We start from the raw sequence: 18232 nt of genomic DNA on the forward strand, positions 1-18232 counted from the left end.
AAAAGAAAGAAGTTCGACGGAATTGTTTGAAAAATTTTTATGAATTTCCCTTGATTCATTTTATGAAAGGTGATAAAGTTTGGATTATTATAAGAAAAAATGAATATTTATTCTTTAGGGGGATGCAAAATGGAGAAGAAAAAAGTTGTATTAGCATATTCCGGAGGTCTTGATACTTCCGTTGCAATTAAATGGTTACAAGAGAAAAATTATGATATTATCGCGCTTTGCTTAGATCTAGGGGAAGGTAAAGACTTAGCGTTTGTAAAAGAAAAAGCACTTTCAGTAGGAGCAATTAAATCATATATGATTGATGTTCAAGAAGAATTTGCGAATGAATATGCATTGATAGCGATGCAAGCTCACACGTTATACGAAGGGAAATATCCTCTTGTCTCTGCATTATCTCGTCCGCTTATTGCGAAAAAATTAGTAGAAATTGCAGAGCAGGAAGGTGCAAGTGCAGTTGCACATGGATGTACAGGGAAAGGGAATGACCAAGTTCGTTTTGAAGTTTCTATTCAAGCGTTGAATCCATATTTAGAAGTTATTGCGCCTGTACGTGAATGGAAATGGTCACGTGAAGAAGAAATCGCATATGCAAAAGAAAATGATATACCGATTCCAATTAATTTAGATAGCCCATTTTCAATCGATCAAAACTTATGGGGACGCAGCAACGAATGTGGAATTTTAGAAGATCCATGGGCAGCGCCGCCAGAAGATGCATACGAGATGACATTGGCATTAGAAGATACACCGAATAAACCAGAGTTTGTAGAGATCGGATTTGAAGCAGGAGTACCGACAACTTTAAACGGCACTGCATATTCACTTTCAGAATTAATTAAAACGTTAAATGCACTTGCTGGAAAACATGGCGTTGGACGTATCGATCATGTAGAAAATCGCCTTGTCGGTATTAAATCTCGTGAAGTGTACGAATGCCCAGCGGCAATGACATTAATAACAGCGCATAAAGAACTTGAAGATTTAACACTTGTGAAAGAGGTCGCTCATTTCAAACCGATGATTGAGCAAAAACTAACAGAATTAATTTATAACGGTTTATGGTTCTCACCTTTAAAACAAGCACTCAATGCTTTCTTACAAGAAACGCAAAAAAATGTAACAGGTACAGTGCGTGTGAAATTATTTAAAGGTCATGCGATTGTAGAAGGACGTAAATCTGAGTACTCTTTATACGATGAAAAACTTGCAACGTATACTGCCCAGGATGAATTTAATCATGATGCAGCAGTTGGTTTCATTTCATTATTCGGTTTACCTACAAAAGTATACAGCCAAGTGAATCAAAAGAAGGTGGAAGCGTGAGCAAACTTTGGGGCGGACGTTTTACAGAAGAAGCGGAAGCATGGGTAGAAGAATTCGGTGCTTCTATTTCCTTTGATAAGCAATTGGTTAGCCAAGATATAAAAGGGAGTATTGCACACGTTACGATGTTAGCAAAGCAAGGCATCGTTACGAAAGAAGAAGCAGAGAAAATAAAGATAGGGCTTCAATATTTATTAGAGGAAGCGAAAGAAAATAAATTGAATTTCTCGGTAGAAGCTGAGGATATTCATTTAAATATTGAAAAGATGTTAATTGAAAGAATCGGTGAAGTAGGAGGGAAACTTCATACAGGCCGAAGCCGTAACGATCAAGTAGCGACAGATATGCACTTGTATTTAAAAGAAAAAGTAGAAGATATTATAAAAGCTACAAAACAATTGCAAACTGTTCTTGTTCATCAAGCGGAAAATAACATTGAAACAATTATGCCCGGCTATACGCACTTGCAACGTGCACAGCCTATATCATTTGCACATCATATTCTTGCTTACTTTTGGATGTTAGAGCGCGATGTGAATCGTTATGAAGATTCGTTAAAGCGTATTAACATCTCCCCATTAGGAGCAGGAGCACTAGCTGGTACAACATTCCCGATTGACCGAGAATATAGTGCGGAGCTTCTCGGATTTAATGGAATCTATGAAAATAGTTTAGATGCGGTAAGCGATCGTGATTTCATATTAGAGTTTTTAAGTAACTCATCTATGCTCATGATGCACCTATCACGCTTTTGTGAAGAACTTATTTTATGGAGTAGTCAAGAGTTTCAATTTATTGAAATGAGCGACCAATACGCGACAGGTAGCAGCATTATGCCGCAAAAGAAAAATCCAGATATGGCTGAGCTCATTCGCGGAAAAACAGGCAGAGTATATGGCAATTTATTTAGCTTACTTACAGTAATGAAAGGATTGCCGCTTGCTTACAATAAAGACTTACAAGAAGATAAAGAAGGCATGTTTGATACAGTGAAAACAGTAGAAGGATGCCTTCATATTATGGCAGGCATGATTGAAACGATGTCCGTAAACAAAGAAAAAATGGGGCAAGCTGTGACGCAAGACTTCTCTAACGCAACAGAAATTGCCGACTATTTAGCAATCAAGGGACTGCCGTTCCGTCAAGCTCATGAAATTGTCGGGAAACTAGTTCTTCATTGTACGCAAAAAGGAATCTATTTATTAGATGTACCACTTGAAACGTATAAAGAAATGAGTCCGTTATTTGAAGAAGATTTATATGAAGTTCTTTCGCCATATGCAGCTGTAAAGCGTCGTAACAGTGCTGGTGGAACAGGGTTTGAACAAATCCGAAAAGCTTTGGAGAAGGCGAAGGGGTTAGCTGGAGAGTTTGTTGGAAGTTAAATGATGTATGATATAGAAGGTAAGGTGCTTTTTTTAGAAAGTACCTTACCTTTTTGTATTTAGATTTTTAGGTATGTATCTAGCATTTCATAATTATTTTTCATAATCATAAAATGATGTTTCTCATGAATCGCTAATAGTTGGATAGATTGAATAAGGTTAGGGTAGTGAGCAATTGGATCTAAAAATACGATATGTCCTGCGATATTTTCTTCTATATTTTGAACTAGTTTTTTTATTTCATCTGTTTCACGTGAAAGTAATTCTTCTAATTCTTTTGCACTCATAGAATAATAGATTTTTTTTGAAGGGATTAAAATCCAAGGGGCTTTCATGCCTCTGCCGTGTTTTTCTTTATATTCAGCATAAATGTCATGTATTTCAGTTGCAAATGGGGTGTTTTTTCTTAGCTTGGCATAAGGGATAAGAGTGAAAGAGAATTTAATCGCTACTTTTAGCATCCTTGCAATTAAATATAAGTGATAAAAGTGTTCACCAATAGACCATTTTCCGTCCTCTTTCCTATACCATAGTTGTTCTTGTGAAAGTGAATGAAGCTTAGGGAGGAACTGGTTTCGTTGTACATGTAATGTGTGAAAATGTTTTGAGATATTTTCAGATTACATATTTTGGTATCCCTATACTTTTTTCCTAATTATAACATTTTTCGTATGGATTTAGTTAAGCCTAGAACAATATGGTCTAGGCTTAAAGTTTCATCGATTAATCATACTTGTGTCGATCTTCCGTAATTCGAATGTATTCAATATCCATTAAATCTCGAAGCAATGCACCATTACTTAGTTCCACACCATGTTTCTCTTTAAAATGTGTGCGAATCGTATCTAACATTTCGATTTCTGTACCGTTCACATCTAAAATAATACGTTCATAATCATCCATGTAGCATCCTCCTTTTCTAAACACATATATTTTGTCCGTCTATTTCTAAAAAATGTATGTTAATGTAATGTTAGGAAATGAGAAAGGAATGGAAGATTACGCCGCCAATCGGTTATTTGTATGTTTTCTTACTTTGTAAAAAAATGACAGAAGATGCAAAGCAAACATACTTAACTGTTGCGACGATAATGATGGCGCTATGGCCCTTGAAATTCCTTCCGCCCTATGTGTTGGCAATTACCGTTGTTGTTGTTGTTGTTGTTGTTGTGGCTTGTCTTGTATTTATAGTGAAGTTTGTGAAATGAAAAACACCAAGCCCATGTGGACTTGGTGTTTGATTTATAAATTAAAGATCACCTTGCTCCTCATCACCACGAACAACAAGGACATCGCATTTCGCATAGCGAATAATATGTTCAGAGACGCTACCAATTAGGAAACGTTCTACAGCATTTAAACCAGTCGCACCGCACATAATTAAATCCACTTTATGTGTTGGGGCAATTTCTTTTGAGATTTTAGATTTTGGATTACCAAATTCTAATACAGTTTCTACTTTCTCAAGACCAGCTTCAATCGCAGTCTTTTTGTAGTCTTCTAATAAGTCTTCTGCAAATAAATTTGCACGTTCAGCAATTGCGCGGCTATAAGCCTCTACTGCGGAATATGCTTTCACATCAACGATATGAGCAATTGTTAATGTTGCATTGTTTCGTTTTGCGACTTGAATTGCTTTTCTAAAGGCTTTTTCTGCTTCTTTGGAACCGTCCACTGCAATTAAAATATTTGTATATGTATTATTCATAGTAGATTCCTCCCAATTCATTTTTATAACCGTTTACAACTTAATTATAAAACAAATTATGGTAATGTGCCTGCTAAAACGTTACAGAATTTTGAAAACTTTGTTTCAATTCATTTTAGTTGTAATTGGAGCGAGAACTTGTTACATATGAAGTATAGCAATTTAAAAGGAGGCAGTTTTGTGAGACATGCGCTCATTACAGCCGGTACGAAAGGTTTAGGAAAGAAAGTAACAGAAAAGTTATTGGCTAAAGGATATTCAGTAACAGTAACGTATCATAGCGATATATATGCTATGGAAACAATGAAAGAAACATATAAAAATATGGAAGAACGTCTACAGTTCGTGCAAGCTGATGTCACGAAAAAGGAAGATTTACATAAAATAGTAGAAGAAGCGATGAGTCGTTTTGGCAAAATTGACTTTTTAATTAATAATGCTGGTCCTTACGTATTTGAAAGGAAAAAATTAGTCGATTACGAAGAAGACGAATGGAATGAAATGATCCAGGGTAATTTAACAGCGGTGTTTCATTTATTAAAACTTGTCGTACCGATTATGAGAAACCAGCAATTTGGCCGTATTATTAACTATGGATTTCAAGGGGCAGATAGCGCACCTGGATGGATTTATCGTTCAGCCTTTGCAGCTGCGAAAGTAGGGCTTGTTTCATTAACGAAAACAGTAGCTTACGAAGAGGCGGAATATGGTATTACTGCGAATATGGTTTGCCCTGGTGATATAATTGGTGAAATGAAAGAAGCGACGATTGAAGAAGCGCGAAATTTGAAAGGTAGTAACACACCAATTGGTAGATCTGGAACAGGCGAAGATATCGCAAGAACCATTTCGTTTTTATGTGAGGACGATTCTGATATGATTACTGGTACGATTATTGAAGTAACAGGCGCTGTTGATGTTATTCATAGACATCGATAGAATTAAATAAAGTGAAGTTTCGAATAATTGGACAGTTTATCCTTTATACTGAGAGGTACGGATAATACTGTCCTTTAATGTAAGGTTAAATCTATCGGAAAACTTGTATTATTTTTTGTCAAATATTGAGATATTATGTTAGAATATAAGAGTGTAGAAAGCGCTTTAAAAAATGATTCAGGGGTCATTTCATAACTCAAGGGGGAACTAATAATGCGTATCGGTATTCCAACAGAAATTAAAAACAATGAAAACCGTGTGGCAATGACGCCAGCGGGAGCTGTACATTTAGTACACAATGGTCATGAAGTTTTTGTTCAAAAAGGATCGGGTGTAGGATCAGGCTTTACAGATGAAGAATACGTACAAGCTGGTGCGAAACTTGTTGAAACTGCTGAAGAAGCATGGAATCAGGATATGGTTATGAAGGTAAAAGAGCCAGTTGAAAGTGAATACGGTTATTTCCGCGAAGGTTTAATTTTATTCACATATTTACACTTAGCTCCAGAGCCAGAATTAACAAAAGCATTAATTGATAACAAAGTGGTATCAATTGCATACGAAACAGTACAGTTAGAAAATCGTTCTTTACCATTACTTGCACCAATGAGTGAAGTTGCAGGTCGTATGGCTGCACAAATCGGTGCACAATTCCTTGAGAAAAACAAAGGTGGAAAAGGTATTTTACTTGCAGGTGTTCCAGGGGTTAAACGCGGCAAAGTAACAATTATCGGCGGTGGTCAAGCTGGTACAAACGCAGCGAAAATTGCAGTAGGTTTAGGTGCAGATGTAACAATCATCGACTTAAGTGCAGAACGTCTTCGTCAATTAGATGACATTTTTGGTAACCAAGTAAAAACATTAATGTCTAATCCATACAACATTGCAGAAGCTGTAAGAGAATCTGATCTTGTAATCGGTGCAGTATTAATCCCAGGTGCAAAAGCGCCAAAACTTGTAACAGAAGAAATGATTCAATCAATGGAACAAGGTTCTGTCGTTGTAGATATCGCGATTGATCAAGGTGGTATTTTCGAAACAACTGACCGTATTACAACTCATGACACCCCAACTTATGAAAAGCACGGCGTTGTACATTATGCAGTTGCAAATATGCCAGGTGCGGTTCCACGTACATCAACTCTTGCATTAACAAACGTAACAGTACCATATGCAGTACAAATTGCTAACAAAGGCTACAAAGAAGCTTGCCTAGGCAACACTGCATTATTAAAAGGTATTAACACATTAGATGGCTATGTAACATTCGAAGCAGTTGCAGAAGCTCACGGCTTACAATACGCTGATGCAAAAGAGCTTCTTGAAAAAGCTCCTGCTTTATCATAATAAAGATATATGTAAGACCCTCCTTTTGTAAGGAGGGTCTTTTTATTTTGATTAATTGTCTAGTTTCTTTACAATTTTCAAACCGAACATCATTGTAAAGAAAAGAATGCCGAACAAGTAATAAAGGGCATACTCAACTCGTATCGTCGAATTTTCATTAGTGATATATAAAACAAATAGTATCGCAGAGCCAATTAAATGAGAGAGACCGAAAATTTGTGCCATAAGCTTTAAACTCATTTTCTCAATTCTTTCATCTATCTCAGGTAATGGGTATTGCTCGGATTCTTTCTTTTTTTTCTTAAAGAATATTCGTTTCACTACTAATAGTACCAAGGCTAAGAGTATGTATACGCTAGCGAATAGAAGGACAGAACGAATCTTTTCTTCATCACTACTATTGAAATAAAGAAAAGTCGATCCTAACACTAAAATGGTAAGATGAGAAATGAATTCTTGATTAAAAGTATTTTTCATTCTTTTTCCTCCCCAGTTTTATCTAATTGAAATAAATCCTCCACTTTACAGCCGAAAAACTCACATAATTTCAATGCTAATTCTAAACTTGGGTTGTATTTATTCTTCTCGATAGCGATGAGGGATTGTCTAGTGATTTGAACAGAGGAAGCTAATTGCTCTTGGGTGATGTCTCTAACAACGCGGAATTGTTTCACCTTATTTTTAATCAAATATACAAAGTCTCCTTTTTGTAAATTTGTTACATTTATTATATCCATTTTTAGGTAAAAGGTAAATAAAACTTTACAAAAAGTAAACAAAAATTTACGAGAAATATAGCTTGTTATGATGTGTTTTTTTGTGATAATTTGGAATTAAACGGAAAATAAAAGCCGGAAGAGGGAATTCGATGGGGAGCAAAAGTAGGAAGAAAAAGCAAGCTAGAAAACAAAAATATATAAAGAAAAAACAGGAACAGAATATACCAATTTCAAAAAAAGTAGTCTTGATTATAGGGAGAATATTTAGGTATATTTGTATGTTCCTGTATGTGATTTTTTGTGTGTATTCATGTGGGGTGTTTAAAAATTTTGGGATAACACCCAATATTATTGAGGGTATTTTAGGCTTTATACTTGTCACAATAGAAGGAGTCTTATTCTTTATATTATTTGATAAAGTGTGGCCTAGTCATGAAAGCAATAAAGATAGAAAAAGAAAAAGGTGCAAAAAACCTTCATACGCTTCGAGCTCATCAAGTGGATTTGGTGACTATAGTAGCAATGATTGTAGCAGTTCAAGTGATGGAGGAGGCGATTGTGGAGGTGGTGGAGACTAAAAGTGGATGAATATCGCGCTATTAGTTTTTGGAGAATAACGACTGAATAGAGGATGGGAAGAAATATGGAAACAGTGAATCTATTAGAATTAACAAAAGATATAAAAGATCAACATAAGAACTTCGTCGTTTCAAATGTGAATAGTCATTGTTTACGAATTGCTGTATTTACTGGTGAATATGATTGGCACTATCATTCTAATTCGGATGAATTATTCATTGTGTTGGAGGGAGAATTACTTATTGATTTTCAAGATGGAGAGACAGCAATTTTAAAGCCGAATGATTCAATTTTAATTCCAGCATGTACTATTCATAGAACGAGAGCATTAAAGAGAACGGTAAATCTTTGTTTTGAAAATATAGAAGCTGATACGATTGTAGTGGAGCAATTATGAAAGAATTATCTTTAGCCGAGTATAGAAAAGTTATTTCGGTTTTAGAAGGTAATACAAGAACGACGACTTTTGCTTATGCGGTATGTGATCAAATGATAGATGGTGAGGTTTGTGTAAACGAGCAATTAACAGCAGGACTAATCGTCACCACTAATGGTATTTATTATTTGTTTGGTGACACTCGAGACCAAAGTTATAACGAAGATTTATTTTCGTATATAAAAACAGCCATTGAAAAAACAGAGAAACGATTTACACTGTTCACTTCGAGTGAAGAGTGGGAAATGATGATTGAAGAGTGCTTTAGTAATGCATTTCGGAAAATCCCAAGAATGACATTTCAATTTCAAAGAGAAGTTTTTGAAGATAGAAAAATAGAATTAAACAAAAATACATATGAAATTAAACGTATTGATAAAAGTGATATAGAAAGAAGTAATGAATTTACGGTGGATTATTACAAAGAATATTGGGGGGCAAACGAAGCATTTTTGAATAATGGCTTTGGTTTTTGTATAGAACAAGATGGGATGATTGTAGCTGAATGCGTCTCAATATTTAACGGGAATAGATTTGCTGAAATTGATATTGCAACACATGAAGCACATCAAGGAAAAGGATTAGCTCAAGCTGTTGCAACAAGTTTCATTGAACATTGTATACAAAATGATATTACACCGTGCTGGGATTGTAATGCAGATAATATACCTTCGAAAAAGTTAGCTAGTAAATTAAGTTTTCATAATCCAGTAGAATATGATTTATTTGTCCGCAAGAAAATGGGGGAATAAAAATGAATGTAGAATTAACAAGATTCAAAGTCAGGCCAGGTAAAAGTCATCGCGTAGATGAATGGATGAAGCTTCTTAATGACTATATGAAAGAAGTACTTTTGACATTAAACGACGAGAAAATGTATGTAGAGACAATTTTCCGGGAAATAAGAGATGGAGAAGAGTATCTATATTGGTATTCTGTGCAAGGAGAAGGCGGGGCTCTTGTCGAAAATTCTCATCATGAAATTGATAAAAAGCATTTAGCGTTTTGGTATGAGTGTATTGATGAAGAAGCACCGTCTGTTGATATGAAAACAGAAGTTGTTATGATTCAAGATGTTGTGAAAGAAGCGATGAAATAATAGAATAGTATTTTTGAGAGAAGCACATCAAAACAGATGTGCTTTTTATTATGAAAAGTTTTTTAGAAAAGCTGTATACATTTTATGCTCTCAAACGTTGAGTATATAGAAAGGAGAGCAGAATGAGCCATGATACGTTTGAATCATTATTAATAGAGAAGTCAAAAGCTGTGTTTGGATACTTAATTAAGATTGGAGCAGATAGAAAAGAAGCGGAAGATATTGTGCAAGATACGCTATACAAAGCTTTATTGCTTATGGAGGAAATACCGTTAGAGCATTTAACGCCGTGGTTATTTAGAGTTGCGATCAATCAGCACCGAGATTTATACCGAAAAGAAAAAAGGTTAAATCCAATTGCGATTGAATCGGTCGTTCTTATTGGACAAAAGTCATTAGATGAAGTGCTTTTAACAAGTGAACTGCAAGGAGAAGTGCAGGAAATATTGGAGACGATGACAGAAGATTATCGTCATATTTTACTATTGAAATACGATTATGAACTATCTTATAAAGAAATTGCCATTTTATTAAGTATGAAAGAAGAAACAGTGAAAACAAGTTTGTACAGAGCAAGAAATCAATTTAAAAAATTGTATAGGAGGAGAAATGATGAGTCGGAAGGACTTTGATTTGAATATGGATGATAAGCAGATGAAGACTTTGATGAAGAGGGCGAAGAGGAAGCAGTTTTGGAGAAATTGGCTTATTTCTATTTGTGCGTCCATTATTGTTATAGTAAGTTTGTTTTTGGGGGCAGCGTATTTTTCTCAGCAAACGTTTAGAAAAATGGAAAGAGAATTGAATGCACTACATAGGGTTCAAGGCCCTAATATTCGTTTCAGTGGAAGTATGTATTTAAGTCTCGGTGTTACAGGGAGTACGGTAATATATAACTCGTATAAAAATATAGCTGGTCAACCAGTAAAATGGATAAATGATATATACGAATCAGGTATATGGAATTATAGTATGAAGCACTATAATGGTGAACTTGTTAGTTTAGATGAAGAGAAAAGGGGGAAAGAGGCTGTTGCGATACCAGATTATAATGTACAAACAATGCAAAGAGAAATGAGGTTTTATTTACCTTTCGTTACTTATAAAAATTATGTGGATGATCTGGAAAATATTGGAGATTCGCAAAATAAAGTTGCAGAAGTAGCCTTATCTTTTGATAAATCGTATACAGCTGAACAAATTACTGAGATGCTTCCCAAAAGTGTACAGCCAGTTTGGTTTTGGGTAGATACATATAATGAAAAGAAAAGTGATTTTTATGTAGGGTTAAAAGATCCTAAAAATGGTACGATATTAAATGCAGAAATGGCAAATAATGTTTTTGGATTTGAAGGAAGTTATTCAAAAGTGAAAGAAGATGTGAAAAACGATGTAACAATAAACTCAAAAGAGTTTCTATACCAAATGAAGTATTTAGCAAAAAATAGTGAAGGTATACCAAGTGATTATTTTGAACAATATTATAAAGAAATAAAAAACACAAAACCAAAAGACTTACCAATATACGGAGTAGTCGTAACAGGGAAAACAGCGGATTTACAAAGTTTACAAGGAGCACCGTATATTAAGGCGGCTGTAAGAGGCGTAACAGTTGAGAAATATTGATCACAATTCATTAATGTGAATAATCTGAAAATCTATGTTATAATATGGGAAAAGGAGGTTTATATGAGGCAAATACATGGAGCAATTTATATTTACATAACAATGTTTTTCGTGGCGATATCCTATGGTTTAGGGCACGTGTATTCGCATCCTATACTAACTTTTTTAAGCGGAGCATGTATGGCGTTTGCACTTCTTGTCCACCTTTTCTCAGTTTGGATCGTGAAATTTCAAATAAATATTAGTGAAATAGAAGAAGGCACTTTTTAAGGAGCCTTCTTTAATAAAAAGGTAGCGATCACGCTACCTTTTTTCTTATTTCACAAATTGTAATTCTTTCGGGAACTTCGTTAAGATCTCTGATCCATCTTTTGTGATGTAAATATCATCTTCAATACGAACGCCACCTACGTTTGGTACGTAAATGCCTGGTTCGATTGTGAAGACCATACCTTCTCTTAATAGAGACTCGTTGCCTTCTTTTACATCTGGATATTCGTGTACGCTAATTCCAAGTCCGTGACCAAGTCGGTGTGGGAAGAGGTCTCCGTAACCTGCATCTGCGATAACAGAACGGGCAGCGTTGTCGATTGCACCAAATGTAACGCCTGGTTTACATGCTTCGACTGCTTGTAGTTGTCCAGCTAGTACAGTGTTGTAAATGCGAGTTTGCTCTTCAGAAATATCACCAAATGCTACTGTACGTGTAATGTCAGAGCAATAACCTTCAATGATTACACCTAAATCAAATAGTACGAAATCGCCGCGTTTCATTTTGTTTGCACCTGGAATGCCGTGTGGAAGAGCAGAGTTTGCACCTGCTAATACCATCGTATCGAATGACATTTTATGGATGCCTTTTGTTTTTAATTCATGCTCAATAATTGCTAATACTTCTAGCTCACTACGATTTTCTTTAATTGCATTTACACCAACTTCAACAGCATAATCTGCCATTTTAGCTGCTTCACGTAAAATAGAAAGTTCTTTTTCATCTTTAATTAAGCGAAGCTCGCGAACTTTCTCTTCAGCTGATTTGAAGGCTGCATTTGGGAATAATTTTGTTAATTCTTCGTAACGCTCTACGTTTAAATGCTCTTTTTCAATTGCAACTGCATTTGCATCAATACCACGATCTTTAATTGCTTTTGCAATCATATCCCATGGTTTGTCAGTATCAGTAAATCCGATAATTTCATGTGCCCAGCCAGCGTTACGTGCTTGGCCTTCTTCCATTTTAGGACAAATTAAAATAGGTTCTTTTTCTTGGAATACAAACATACCAAGTAGTCTTTCATGTGGTTCACAATGGAAGTTCGTCATGTAGAAAACGTTTGGTGTAGAAGTTAAGAACGCAGCTTCTACGTTTTTTTCTTTTAGCCATTGCATTAAATTTTCTAATCTAGCATTCATCGATTGGCACCCCCGAGATATTTAATTACAAATATAACTTTACATCGGATGAAAGCGTTATGACAAGTAAATAGATGTTAGAAAAGACAGGTAATTGAGAAATCATGTAGAATAAAAAGTGAGAATGTGAATAGGGGAGGAATGTAATGATGAAAGTATCTTATCACGGGCATTCAGTTGTAAAGATTGAAACGAATGGAAAAGTTATTTTAATTGACCCATTTTTAACGGGAAATCCGAAAACAGATTTAAAGGCTGAAGATGTAAAAGTTGATGCGATTATTTTATCGCACGGACACGGTGATCATGTCGGGGATACAGTAGCGTTAGCAAAGAAAAATAATGCGGTCGTTGTGGCACCGTTTGAATTAGCTACATTTTTAGGCTGGCAAGGTGTAAATACACATCCGATGCATATTGGAGGTTCGCATGAATTTGACTTCGGAAAAGTGAAATTTACCCAAGCATTCCACGGCTCCAGTTATATTGATGAAGAAAATAAGACGATTACATATACAGGTATGCCAGCTGGTATTTTGTTTACAGCAGAAGAGAAAACGGTATATCATGCAGGAGATACTGCTTTATTCTCTGATATGAAGTTAATTGGAGAACTTAATAACATTGATGTAGCATTTTTACCAATTGGTGATAATTTCACAATGGGGCCAGAAGATGCTGTGTTAGCAGCAAAATGGATAGGTGCGAAAACAGTTGTACCGATGCATTACAATACGTTCCCAGTTATTGAACAAGATCCATATCAATTTGTAGAAAAGCTACAAAATTGTACAGGGAAAGTATTAGAAGCTGGAGAAAGTATTACACTATAAAAAAGAAACCCTTCATTTGAAATGACAAGTGAAGGGTTTTTTACGTGTGTAGTACAGCTTTTAAAGTTTGCGCTTGTTTTGGTGATTCTTTTCTTTTTGGAAGTGGCTGTTCGGGTGTTTCATTCAACTCCATTGCAACTTTTTTTCCATCTACGAAAGCTACAAATACAGCACCTACAACCTCTAAAATTTTTTTCATCATGTATTCGCTCCTTTGTTTCATTTCTTGTCTTAATTGTATATGGAATCGAGTGGACAAACTATCGAACGAGATGACAACAGCATTACATTGTTGTAATAGAGTGACTGGTGGAATGTAAGGGTCATTTTGTTATAAAAAAAATAGTACAGATATATAAAGAGAGAGTGTAACAGTTTTGAAAATATAGTATACTGAAAATACAACACATGAAGAATTTAGGGAAAAGAAAGTATGGTGAAACCATTTGGCTACCAAACATAATCAAATTTTAGAACATATTAATAGCCTACCGGTAGGGCATAAAATTTCTGTAAGGCAAATTGCGAAAGATTTAAGTGTAAGTGAAGGGACAGCTTACCGTGCAATTAAAGATGCAGAAAATAAAGGATATGTTAGTACAATTGAACGTGTCGGAACAATTCGAATTGAGCAAAAGAAGAAAGAGAATATCGAAAAACTGACATATGCAGAAGTCGTTAACATTGTCGATGGCCAAGTACTTGGGGGCAGAGAAGGACTACATAAAACGTTAAATAAATTCGTTATTGGGGCTATGAAATTAGAAGCAATGATGCGCTATACAGAAGCGGGGAACTTGCTTATCATCGGGAACCGTACGAATGCACATCAATTAGCATTAGAAACAGGGGCTGCCGTACTAATAACAGGTGGATTTGATACAGAAGAGCATGTGAAAAAGTTAGCAGACGAATTAAAGCTTCCAATTATTTCGAGTAGTTATGATACATTTACGGTCGCAACGTTAATTAACCGTGCAATTTATGATCAACTTATTAAGAAAGAAATTGTACTCGTTGAAGATATTTTAACACCGATTGAAGAAACGTTATATTTAAAGCCAAGTGATACAGTGCAGAAATGGCATGAGTACAATGAAGAAACGATGCATGGACGTTATCCAATTGTGGATGAAAATAAAAAGGTGTTAGGTATTGTAACTTCGAAAGATATGATTGGTGTTGCGAAAGATACACCGATTGATAAAGTGATGACGAAGCATCCGATTACAGTAAATGGAAAAATGTCTGTCGCAGCTGCAGCGCGTATGATGGTGTGGGAAGGTATTGAATTACTTCCTGTTGTGGAGGATGGAAATAAATTGCAAGGTATCATTAGTCGTCAAGATGTACTTCAGGCGCTGCAAATGATTCAACGTCAACCACAAGTTGGTGAAACAATTGATGACATTGTAACGAATCAATTTATGACGCCGAAAGAAGCGAAAAATGAGCATTTGTATCAATTTTCAGTGACACCACAAATGACCAATTCAATCGGGACGTTATCTTACGGTGTATTCACAACAATTGTGACAGAAGCAACAAACCGCGTCATTCGTGCGCAGAAGAAGAGCGATTCAATTGTTGAGAACTTAACAATTTATTTCGTAAAGCCAGTTCAAATTGATAATGTTGTATCAGTTCATCCGAAAGTATTAGAAATTGGGCGTAAATTTGGTAAGGTTGATGTAGAAGTGCATCATGAAGGTAATGTTGTCGGGAAAGCATTGCTTATGGTGCAATTGATCGATAAATAAAAAGATGGAACAAATCGCTTTGATTTGTTCCATCTTTTTTGTTTTATTGGGTTTGGAAGCTGTTGCTAAAGATGTGGAAGAGTTTTAGCGGGAAAGCAAAGGAGTAGCAGGATATATATATAAGGAGAGATAATTGTATAATCGGAAAAGACAGAATATTAATTCATTTAGATTGTATACTATGATATAATTAGATTGTAAGATAATGGATGTCGGAAGGGGGATGTAATATGTCATCAGAATTACTCTTTTTTGGTGGTATCGCACTCTTTTATTTCCTTGTGATGATACCAATTCAATACTTATACTTACAAGGATTAAATGAAAAAAAGAAACGAACAGGATTATCTCAACAAGAACTATACAAACAGATGTCTTTTGAAGAAGAGCAATTACATTTTCACGTGCAAGGCAATCTATTTAATATACCGTCTGCGTTTGTTGCAAGTATGATTTTGAAGATTAAGGGACGTAAAAAAGCATCACAATGTTGATGCTTTTTTACGTTGTTTTATAAGATTCGGCTTCTTTGACTGCTAATGGTAGAAAATGTTTATATTGGCGGAATCCATTAAAGGTGCTCGCGCTGCCAAATAAAACAAACAAAACACCAACGATAATGCGGGCAGTTGAAAGTTCTAAAAAGAATTGGTTTATCCCAAAGAATAGGACGAATAAGCCGAGTGCCATAGCAGATTTTCCAGAGAGCCAACCCTTCTCCATTGGACGGTTTGTACGAAAGAATTTTGTTTTGTAGAAGAGGTACAACACAAATGAGATGATAATACAAAAGACGAATACTGGCATAATACACGCTCCCATCGATTGGTATAAAAATAACAATTTAGAAAAAAGAAAAATCTAAACTTTCTAATTTTTATTATAAAGCAATTGTTCGCATGTATGAAATGTTTTCCGTTATAATGGGGGATAAAGTGAAACTTTAATTAGTGTGGGGAGATCCCACGCACTAATTATTAGCCCTCACCAATCGGGCTTTTACGTGCATCCGGGCTCCCAATTAATTTTGCACCATTGTTTTTAATACTTTTGAGGTGGGAGTCTTACTACACGTTAATGCGGGATAAAGTGAAGAAGTTGAATAAAAAGGAGATTATACATATGCATGAGCAAATTTTAGGAGCAATTAAAGAGTTTGATACAATTATTATTCATCGTCATGTACGTCCGGATCCAGATGCATTAGGTTCTCAGTGCGGACTTGGTACAATTCTGCAAGAATCGTTTCCAGAGAAAAATATTTATATGGTTGGGTACAACGAGCCTTCTTTATCATTTTTACGAGTAATGGATGATATTGAAGATAGTGTATATGAAGATGCACTTGTTATCGTTTGTGATACAGCAAATCAAGAGCGTGTTTGTGATCAGCGTTATGCAAAAGGAAAGATGTTAATTAAAATTGATCATCATCCGAATGAAGACCCGTACGGAGATATTACGTGGGTGGATACGACAGCTAGTTCTACAAGTGAAATGATTTATGAATTTTACAGTTATGGAAAAGATAAAGGATTAACGATTTCAAAGGAAGCAGCTCGCCTTATTTTAGCGGGTATTGTTGGAGATACAGGTCGTTTCTTATTCCCAAATACAACAGCGAAAACACTTCGTTACGTAAGTGAGCTTGTTGAAATGGATGTTAAATTTACGGATTTATACAATGAAATGTATAAGACAAAAGAAAAGATCGCTCGTTTAAACGGTTATATTTTACAAAACTTTACGATGGTAGAAGAAGGCGCAGCGTACATTAAATTAACGAAAGAGGTACTAGAAGAGTTTGATGTACTTTCTACCGAAGCATCTGGTGTTGTCGGAGCGCTTGGTAATATTGATGGATTAAAGGCATGGGTTCTATTTTTAGAGGAAGATGATGTTATTCGTGTTCGTCTTCGTTCAAAAGGACCAGTTATTAATAAATTAGCAATGCAATATAATGGCGGAGGACATCCGATGGCTTCTGGTGCAAAAGCATCTTCTTGGGAAGAAGCGGATCGCCTGTTTGCTGATTTACGTGAGCTGTGTAAATAAGAAGTTATATGTTGAATGAAAGAGAAGGAGAGGCACTGAAGCCCTCCTTTTTTTATTTTTCTTTCTCTATATCAATATTAATTTCAAGTACGGTATCAAAAGAGACTGTGTCTACTTTAAAGCGGTATATACGATCGTAATGTTTGTACGTTTTATTTTCGATGACTTTTTTGAGCAGGTCTTTATTTTTTGCGATGCTTTGAATGTTTTTCGTTAAAAGATGCTGGAGATCATTATGGATAGAAGTGGTCATGTTTTCAAGTGTAAGATTGTCTAAATCATATTTTTTTCGATTTATAATTTTTATTTTGATTTCTTGAATTGTTAAGAGCCGTTTATTTTCTGTGTTCAATTTCTCTTGGTCTTCGAGAAGGACGTGGAGTTTTGCTTCTTGTTTTTCGATAATTTCTTTTTGTTCTGCTATTTTACTAGCTTGTTCTTCTTGAAAAACACCGTATATGTACAAAAAAACAAACCAGCTCAACACTCCTCCAACAGCAGCGCCAGCTAAAACTAAATACCACCTTTTGGCTGTATTGGCACTGGGTACTCTCATACATGTTCCTGTGTAAGCCATTTAATAATAATAAGACCAGTTTGCATACCGCCAGTTGCAAAAAAAATAAGGAGAATTTGTTTTACGATATCTTTCATATCTCCGCCAAAGAAGCTTCTTTCAAAGCTATAAAAGGTATCGAACGTTCCGCCAATTGCTGCAACGAGTGCCCAAATTCTTAAATTTTGGGCGAATTGATTAATATAAGTTAGAGCTGGTTTTCCGATGAGAAATGCACCAAATCCGCCAATTAATGAACCACCAAGTATAACTCCAAAGGCAATAAAATAACTAATAATAAGCAGAGAGAAAAAAGTATGTTCTCTTACATCCATCGTCATTCCCCTTTCTTCTTCATATATATGGACAAAGTATGAGAAGTATGTTTTGATTTCCGCTTTCCTCATCACCTATAATAAAAGTAGTCACATAGGTAAAGAGA

The 18232-nt window shown here is 35.4% G+C and carries 25 protein-coding genes and 1 pseudogene; 16 read left to right on the forward strand and 10 right to left on the reverse strand.

Going from position 1 to position 18232, the window contains the following annotated elements:
* Positions 1 to 129: 129 nt before the first annotated feature.
* Positions 130 to 1335, forward strand: coding sequence for an argininosuccinate synthase (locus MR071_RS11890; protein ID WP_105586828.1), 1206 nt, complete (start codon positions 130 to 132; stop codon positions 1333 to 1335).
* On the forward strand, positions 1332 to 2720 hold the full coding sequence (argH, locus tag MR071_RS11895) for an argininosuccinate lyase (protein ID WP_105586827.1): 1389 nt from the start codon (positions 1332 to 1334) through the stop codon (positions 2718 to 2720). The genes MR071_RS11890 and argH overlap by 4 nt, the downstream gene beginning before the upstream one ends.
* Positions 2721 to 2779: 59 nt before the next feature.
* On the opposite strand, the gene MR071_RS11900 is transcribed toward argH, so the two are convergent.
* Together MR071_RS11900 and MR071_RS11905 are read right to left on the reverse strand one after the other, a co-directional pair.
* Complete coding sequence (locus MR071_RS11900) at positions 2780 to 3331, reverse strand: DinB family protein (protein WP_242236197.1); 552 nt, start codon at positions 3329 to 3331, stop codon at positions 2780 to 2782.
* A gap of 112 nt (positions 3332 to 3443) precedes the next feature.
* Positions 3444 to 3623 carry a ProA domain protein gene (locus MR071_RS11905; RefSeq protein WP_142395882.1) on the reverse strand — a complete coding sequence of 60 codons (180 nt, stop codon included), beginning with the start codon at positions 3621 to 3623 and terminating at the stop codon, positions 3444 to 3446.
* A 95-nt stretch (positions 3624 to 3718) separates the two neighbouring features.
* On the opposite strand from MR071_RS11905, the pseudogene MR071_RS11910 reads away from it, so the two are divergent.
* Positions 3719 to 3928, forward strand: a pseudogene (locus MR071_RS11910) (hypothetical protein); the annotation flags it as partial.
* Between the two features lie 41 nt (positions 3929 to 3969).
* Here MR071_RS11910 and MR071_RS11915 read toward each other — a convergent pair.
* Positions 3970 to 4428 (reverse strand): universal stress protein, encoded by a 459-nt coding sequence (locus tag MR071_RS11915; RefSeq protein WP_105586825.1) that lies wholly within the window; start codon positions 4426 to 4428, stop codon positions 3970 to 3972.
* Positions 4429 to 4575: 147 nt separating this feature from the next.
* Between MR071_RS11915 and MR071_RS11920 the strand changes: the two genes are divergently transcribed.
* Together MR071_RS11920 and ald are read left to right on the forward strand one after the other, a co-directional pair.
* Entirely contained in the window at positions 4576 to 5367 is a 792-nt protein-coding gene (locus MR071_RS11920) for an SDR family oxidoreductase (RefSeq protein ID WP_105586880.1), read from the forward strand.
* A 213-nt stretch (positions 5368 to 5580) separates the two neighbouring features.
* Positions 5581 to 6714 (forward strand): alanine dehydrogenase, encoded by a 1134-nt coding sequence (gene ald, locus MR071_RS11925; RefSeq protein WP_242236174.1) that lies wholly within the window; start codon positions 5581 to 5583, stop codon positions 6712 to 6714.
* Between the two features lie 51 nt (positions 6715 to 6765).
* On the opposite strand, the gene MR071_RS11930 is transcribed toward ald, so the two are convergent.
* Together MR071_RS11930 and MR071_RS11935 are read right to left on the reverse strand one after the other, a co-directional pair.
* Positions 6766 to 7191 (reverse strand): hypothetical protein, encoded by a 426-nt coding sequence (locus tag MR071_RS11930; protein WP_105586823.1) that lies wholly within the window; start codon positions 7189 to 7191, stop codon positions 6766 to 6768.
* Positions 7188 to 7451 carry a helix-turn-helix transcriptional regulator gene (locus MR071_RS11935; protein WP_033713772.1) on the reverse strand — a complete coding sequence of 88 codons (264 nt, stop codon included), beginning with the start codon at positions 7449 to 7451 and terminating at the stop codon, positions 7188 to 7190. The genes MR071_RS11930 and MR071_RS11935 overlap by 4 nt, the downstream gene beginning before the upstream one ends.
* A gap of 131 nt (positions 7452 to 7582) precedes the next feature.
* Here MR071_RS11935 and MR071_RS11940 point away from each other — a divergent pair, with 131 nt between their 5' ends.
* From MR071_RS11940 to MR071_RS11970, 7 genes are all read left to right on the forward strand, one after another.
* Positions 7583 to 8011 (forward strand): hypothetical protein, encoded by a 429-nt coding sequence (locus tag MR071_RS11940; protein ID WP_242236176.1) that lies wholly within the window; start codon positions 7583 to 7585, stop codon positions 8009 to 8011.
* Between the two features lie 65 nt (positions 8012 to 8076).
* Positions 8077 to 8409 (forward strand): cupin domain-containing protein, encoded by a 333-nt coding sequence (locus tag MR071_RS11945; RefSeq protein WP_105586820.1) that lies wholly within the window; start codon positions 8077 to 8079, stop codon positions 8407 to 8409.
* Positions 8406 to 9200: a GNAT family N-acetyltransferase gene (locus MR071_RS11950; protein ID WP_105586819.1), complete on the forward strand. Its 795-nt coding sequence runs from the start codon at positions 8406 to 8408 to the stop codon at positions 9198 to 9200. Before MR071_RS11945 ends, MR071_RS11950 begins: the two co-directional genes overlap by 4 nt.
* A 2-nt stretch (positions 9201 to 9202) precedes the next feature.
* Positions 9203 to 9547, forward strand: coding sequence for a DUF6176 family protein (locus MR071_RS11955; protein ID WP_105586818.1), 345 nt, complete (start codon positions 9203 to 9205; stop codon positions 9545 to 9547).
* A gap of 122 nt (positions 9548 to 9669) precedes the next feature.
* Positions 9670 to 10179: an RNA polymerase sigma factor gene (locus MR071_RS11960; RefSeq protein WP_242236179.1), complete on the forward strand. Its 510-nt coding sequence runs from the start codon at positions 9670 to 9672 to the stop codon at positions 10177 to 10179.
* The gene (locus tag MR071_RS11965; protein WP_242236181.1) at positions 10160 to 11173 is read left to right on the forward strand and encodes an anti sigma factor C-terminal domain-containing protein; all 1014 of its coding nucleotides are present in this window, start codon (positions 10160 to 10162) and stop codon (positions 11171 to 11173) included. The genes MR071_RS11960 and MR071_RS11965 overlap by 20 nt, the downstream gene beginning before the upstream one ends.
* Before the next feature lie 63 nt (positions 11174 to 11236).
* Positions 11237 to 11443, forward strand: coding sequence for a hypothetical protein (locus MR071_RS11970; RefSeq protein WP_002088956.1), 207 nt, complete (start codon positions 11237 to 11239; stop codon positions 11441 to 11443).
* 45 nt (positions 11444 to 11488) lie between these two features.
* On the opposite strand, the gene pepQ is transcribed toward MR071_RS11970, so the two are convergent.
* Positions 11489 to 12586 (reverse strand): Xaa-Pro dipeptidase, encoded by a 1098-nt coding sequence (gene pepQ, locus MR071_RS11975; RefSeq protein WP_105586815.1) that lies wholly within the window; start codon positions 12584 to 12586, stop codon positions 11489 to 11491.
* A gap of 149 nt (positions 12587 to 12735) precedes the next feature.
* On the opposite strand from pepQ, the gene MR071_RS11980 reads away from it, so the two are divergent.
* On the forward strand, positions 12736 to 13419 hold the full coding sequence (locus MR071_RS11980) for a metal-dependent hydrolase (protein ID WP_105586879.1): 684 nt from the start codon (positions 12736 to 12738) through the stop codon (positions 13417 to 13419).
* Positions 13420 to 13459: 40 nt separating this feature from the next.
* Here the strand turns inward: MR071_RS11980 and MR071_RS11985 are convergent, their stop codons facing one another.
* The gene (locus tag MR071_RS11985) at positions 13460 to 13621 is read right to left on the reverse strand and encodes a hypothetical protein (RefSeq protein ID WP_242236184.1); all 162 of its coding nucleotides are present in this window, start codon (positions 13619 to 13621) and stop codon (positions 13460 to 13462) included.
* 244 nt (positions 13622 to 13865) lie between these two features.
* On the opposite strand from MR071_RS11985, the gene MR071_RS11990 reads away from it, so the two are divergent.
* Complete coding sequence (locus MR071_RS11990) at positions 13866 to 15179, forward strand: CBS domain-containing protein (RefSeq protein WP_105586813.1); 1314 nt, start codon at positions 13866 to 13868, stop codon at positions 15177 to 15179.
* Between the two features lie 230 nt (positions 15180 to 15409).
* On the forward strand, positions 15410 to 15673 hold the full coding sequence (locus MR071_RS11995; protein ID WP_105586812.1) for a DUF3949 domain-containing protein: 264 nt from the start codon (positions 15410 to 15412) through the stop codon (positions 15671 to 15673).
* Positions 15674 to 15680: 7 nt separating this feature from the next.
* Here the strand turns inward: MR071_RS11995 and MR071_RS12000 are convergent, their stop codons facing one another.
* Positions 15681 to 15986 carry a YtpI family protein gene (locus tag MR071_RS12000; protein WP_105586811.1) on the reverse strand — a complete coding sequence of 102 codons (306 nt, stop codon included), beginning with the start codon at positions 15984 to 15986 and terminating at the stop codon, positions 15681 to 15683.
* 315 nt (positions 15987 to 16301) lie between these two features.
* On the opposite strand from MR071_RS12000, the gene MR071_RS12005 reads away from it, so the two are divergent.
* A complete protein-coding gene (locus MR071_RS12005) occupies positions 16302 to 17234 on the forward strand; it encodes a DHH family phosphoesterase (RefSeq protein WP_060752089.1) in 933 nt (310 codons plus the stop codon).
* A gap of 52 nt (positions 17235 to 17286) precedes the next feature.
* Here the strand turns inward: MR071_RS12005 and ytrI are convergent, their stop codons facing one another.
* The gene (gene ytrI / locus MR071_RS12010; protein ID WP_105586809.1) at positions 17287 to 17790 is read right to left on the reverse strand and encodes a sporulation membrane protein YtrI; all 504 of its coding nucleotides are present in this window, start codon (positions 17788 to 17790) and stop codon (positions 17287 to 17289) included.
* Complete coding sequence (locus MR071_RS12015) at positions 17787 to 18200, reverse strand: YtrH family sporulation protein (protein ID WP_002034291.1); 414 nt, start codon at positions 18198 to 18200, stop codon at positions 17787 to 17789. Before MR071_RS12015 ends, ytrI begins: the two co-directional genes overlap by 4 nt.
* Positions 18201 to 18232: the final 32 nt, after the last annotated feature.

Source organism: Bacillus cereus group sp. BfR-BA-01316 (assembly GCF_022664195.1).
Lineage (GTDB): Bacteria > Bacillota > Bacilli > Bacillales > Bacillaceae_G > Bacillus_A.

Bases quoted from the DNA above. Each gene is read 5' to 3' on its own strand.
- pepQ (WP_105586815.1), bottom strand. From the start codon at position 12,586: ATGAATGCTAGATTAGAAAATTTAATGCAATGGCTAAAAGAAAAAAAC.
- MR071_RS11935 (WP_033713772.1), bottom strand. From the start codon at position 7,451: ATGGATATAATAAATGTAACAAATTTACAAAAAGGAGACTTTGTATAT.
- MR071_RS11995 (WP_105586812.1), top strand. From the start codon at position 15,410: ATGTCATCAGAATTACTCTTTTTTGGTGGTATCGCACTCTTTTATTTC.
- MR071_RS11905 (WP_142395882.1), bottom strand. From the start codon at position 3,623: ATGGATGATTATGAACGTATTATTTTAGATGTGAACGGTACAGAAATC.
- MR071_RS11890 (WP_105586828.1), top strand. From the start codon at position 130: ATGGAGAAGAAAAAAGTTGTATTAGCATATTCCGGAGGTCTTGATACT.
- MR071_RS11970 (WP_002088956.1), top strand. From the start codon at position 11,237: ATGAGGCAAATACATGGAGCAATTTATATTTACATAACAATGTTTTTC.
- MR071_RS11930 (WP_105586823.1), bottom strand. From the start codon at position 7,191: ATGAAAAATACTTTTAATCAAGAATTCATTTCTCATCTTACCATTTTA.
- ytrI (WP_105586809.1), bottom strand. From the start codon at position 17,790: ATGAGAGTACCCAGTGCCAATACAGCCAAAAGGTGGTATTTAGTTTTA.
- MR071_RS11920 (WP_105586880.1), top strand. From the start codon at position 4,576: ATGAAGTATAGCAATTTAAAAGGAGGCAGTTTTGTGAGACATGCGCTC.
- ald (WP_242236174.1), top strand. From the start codon at position 5,581: ATGCGTATCGGTATTCCAACAGAAATTAAAAACAATGAAAACCGTGTG.
- MR071_RS12000 (WP_105586811.1), bottom strand. From the start codon at position 15,986: ATGCCAGTATTCGTCTTTTGTATTATCATCTCATTTGTGTTGTACCTC.
- MR071_RS11980 (WP_105586879.1), top strand. From the start codon at position 12,736: ATGAAAGTATCTTATCACGGGCATTCAGTTGTAAAGATTGAAACGAAT.
- MR071_RS11950 (WP_105586819.1), top strand. From the start codon at position 8,406: ATGAAAGAATTATCTTTAGCCGAGTATAGAAAAGTTATTTCGGTTTTA.
- MR071_RS11940 (WP_242236176.1), top strand. From the start codon at position 7,583: ATGGGGAGCAAAAGTAGGAAGAAAAAGCAAGCTAGAAAACAAAAATAT.
- MR071_RS11960 (WP_242236179.1), top strand. From the start codon at position 9,670: ATGAGCCATGATACGTTTGAATCATTATTAATAGAGAAGTCAAAAGCT.
- MR071_RS11965 (WP_242236181.1), top strand. From the start codon at position 10,160: ATGAGTCGGAAGGACTTTGATTTGAATATGGATGATAAGCAGATGAAG.
- MR071_RS11915 (WP_105586825.1), bottom strand. From the start codon at position 4,428: ATGAATAATACATATACAAATATTTTAATTGCAGTGGACGGTTCCAAA.
- MR071_RS12005 (WP_060752089.1), top strand. From the start codon at position 16,302: ATGCATGAGCAAATTTTAGGAGCAATTAAAGAGTTTGATACAATTATT.
- MR071_RS11985 (WP_242236184.1), bottom strand. From the start codon at position 13,621: ATGATGAAAAAAATTTTAGAGGTTGTAGGTGCTGTATTTGTAGCTTTC.
- MR071_RS11945 (WP_105586820.1), top strand. From the start codon at position 8,077: ATGGAAACAGTGAATCTATTAGAATTAACAAAAGATATAAAAGATCAA.
- MR071_RS11955 (WP_105586818.1), top strand. From the start codon at position 9,203: ATGAATGTAGAATTAACAAGATTCAAAGTCAGGCCAGGTAAAAGTCAT.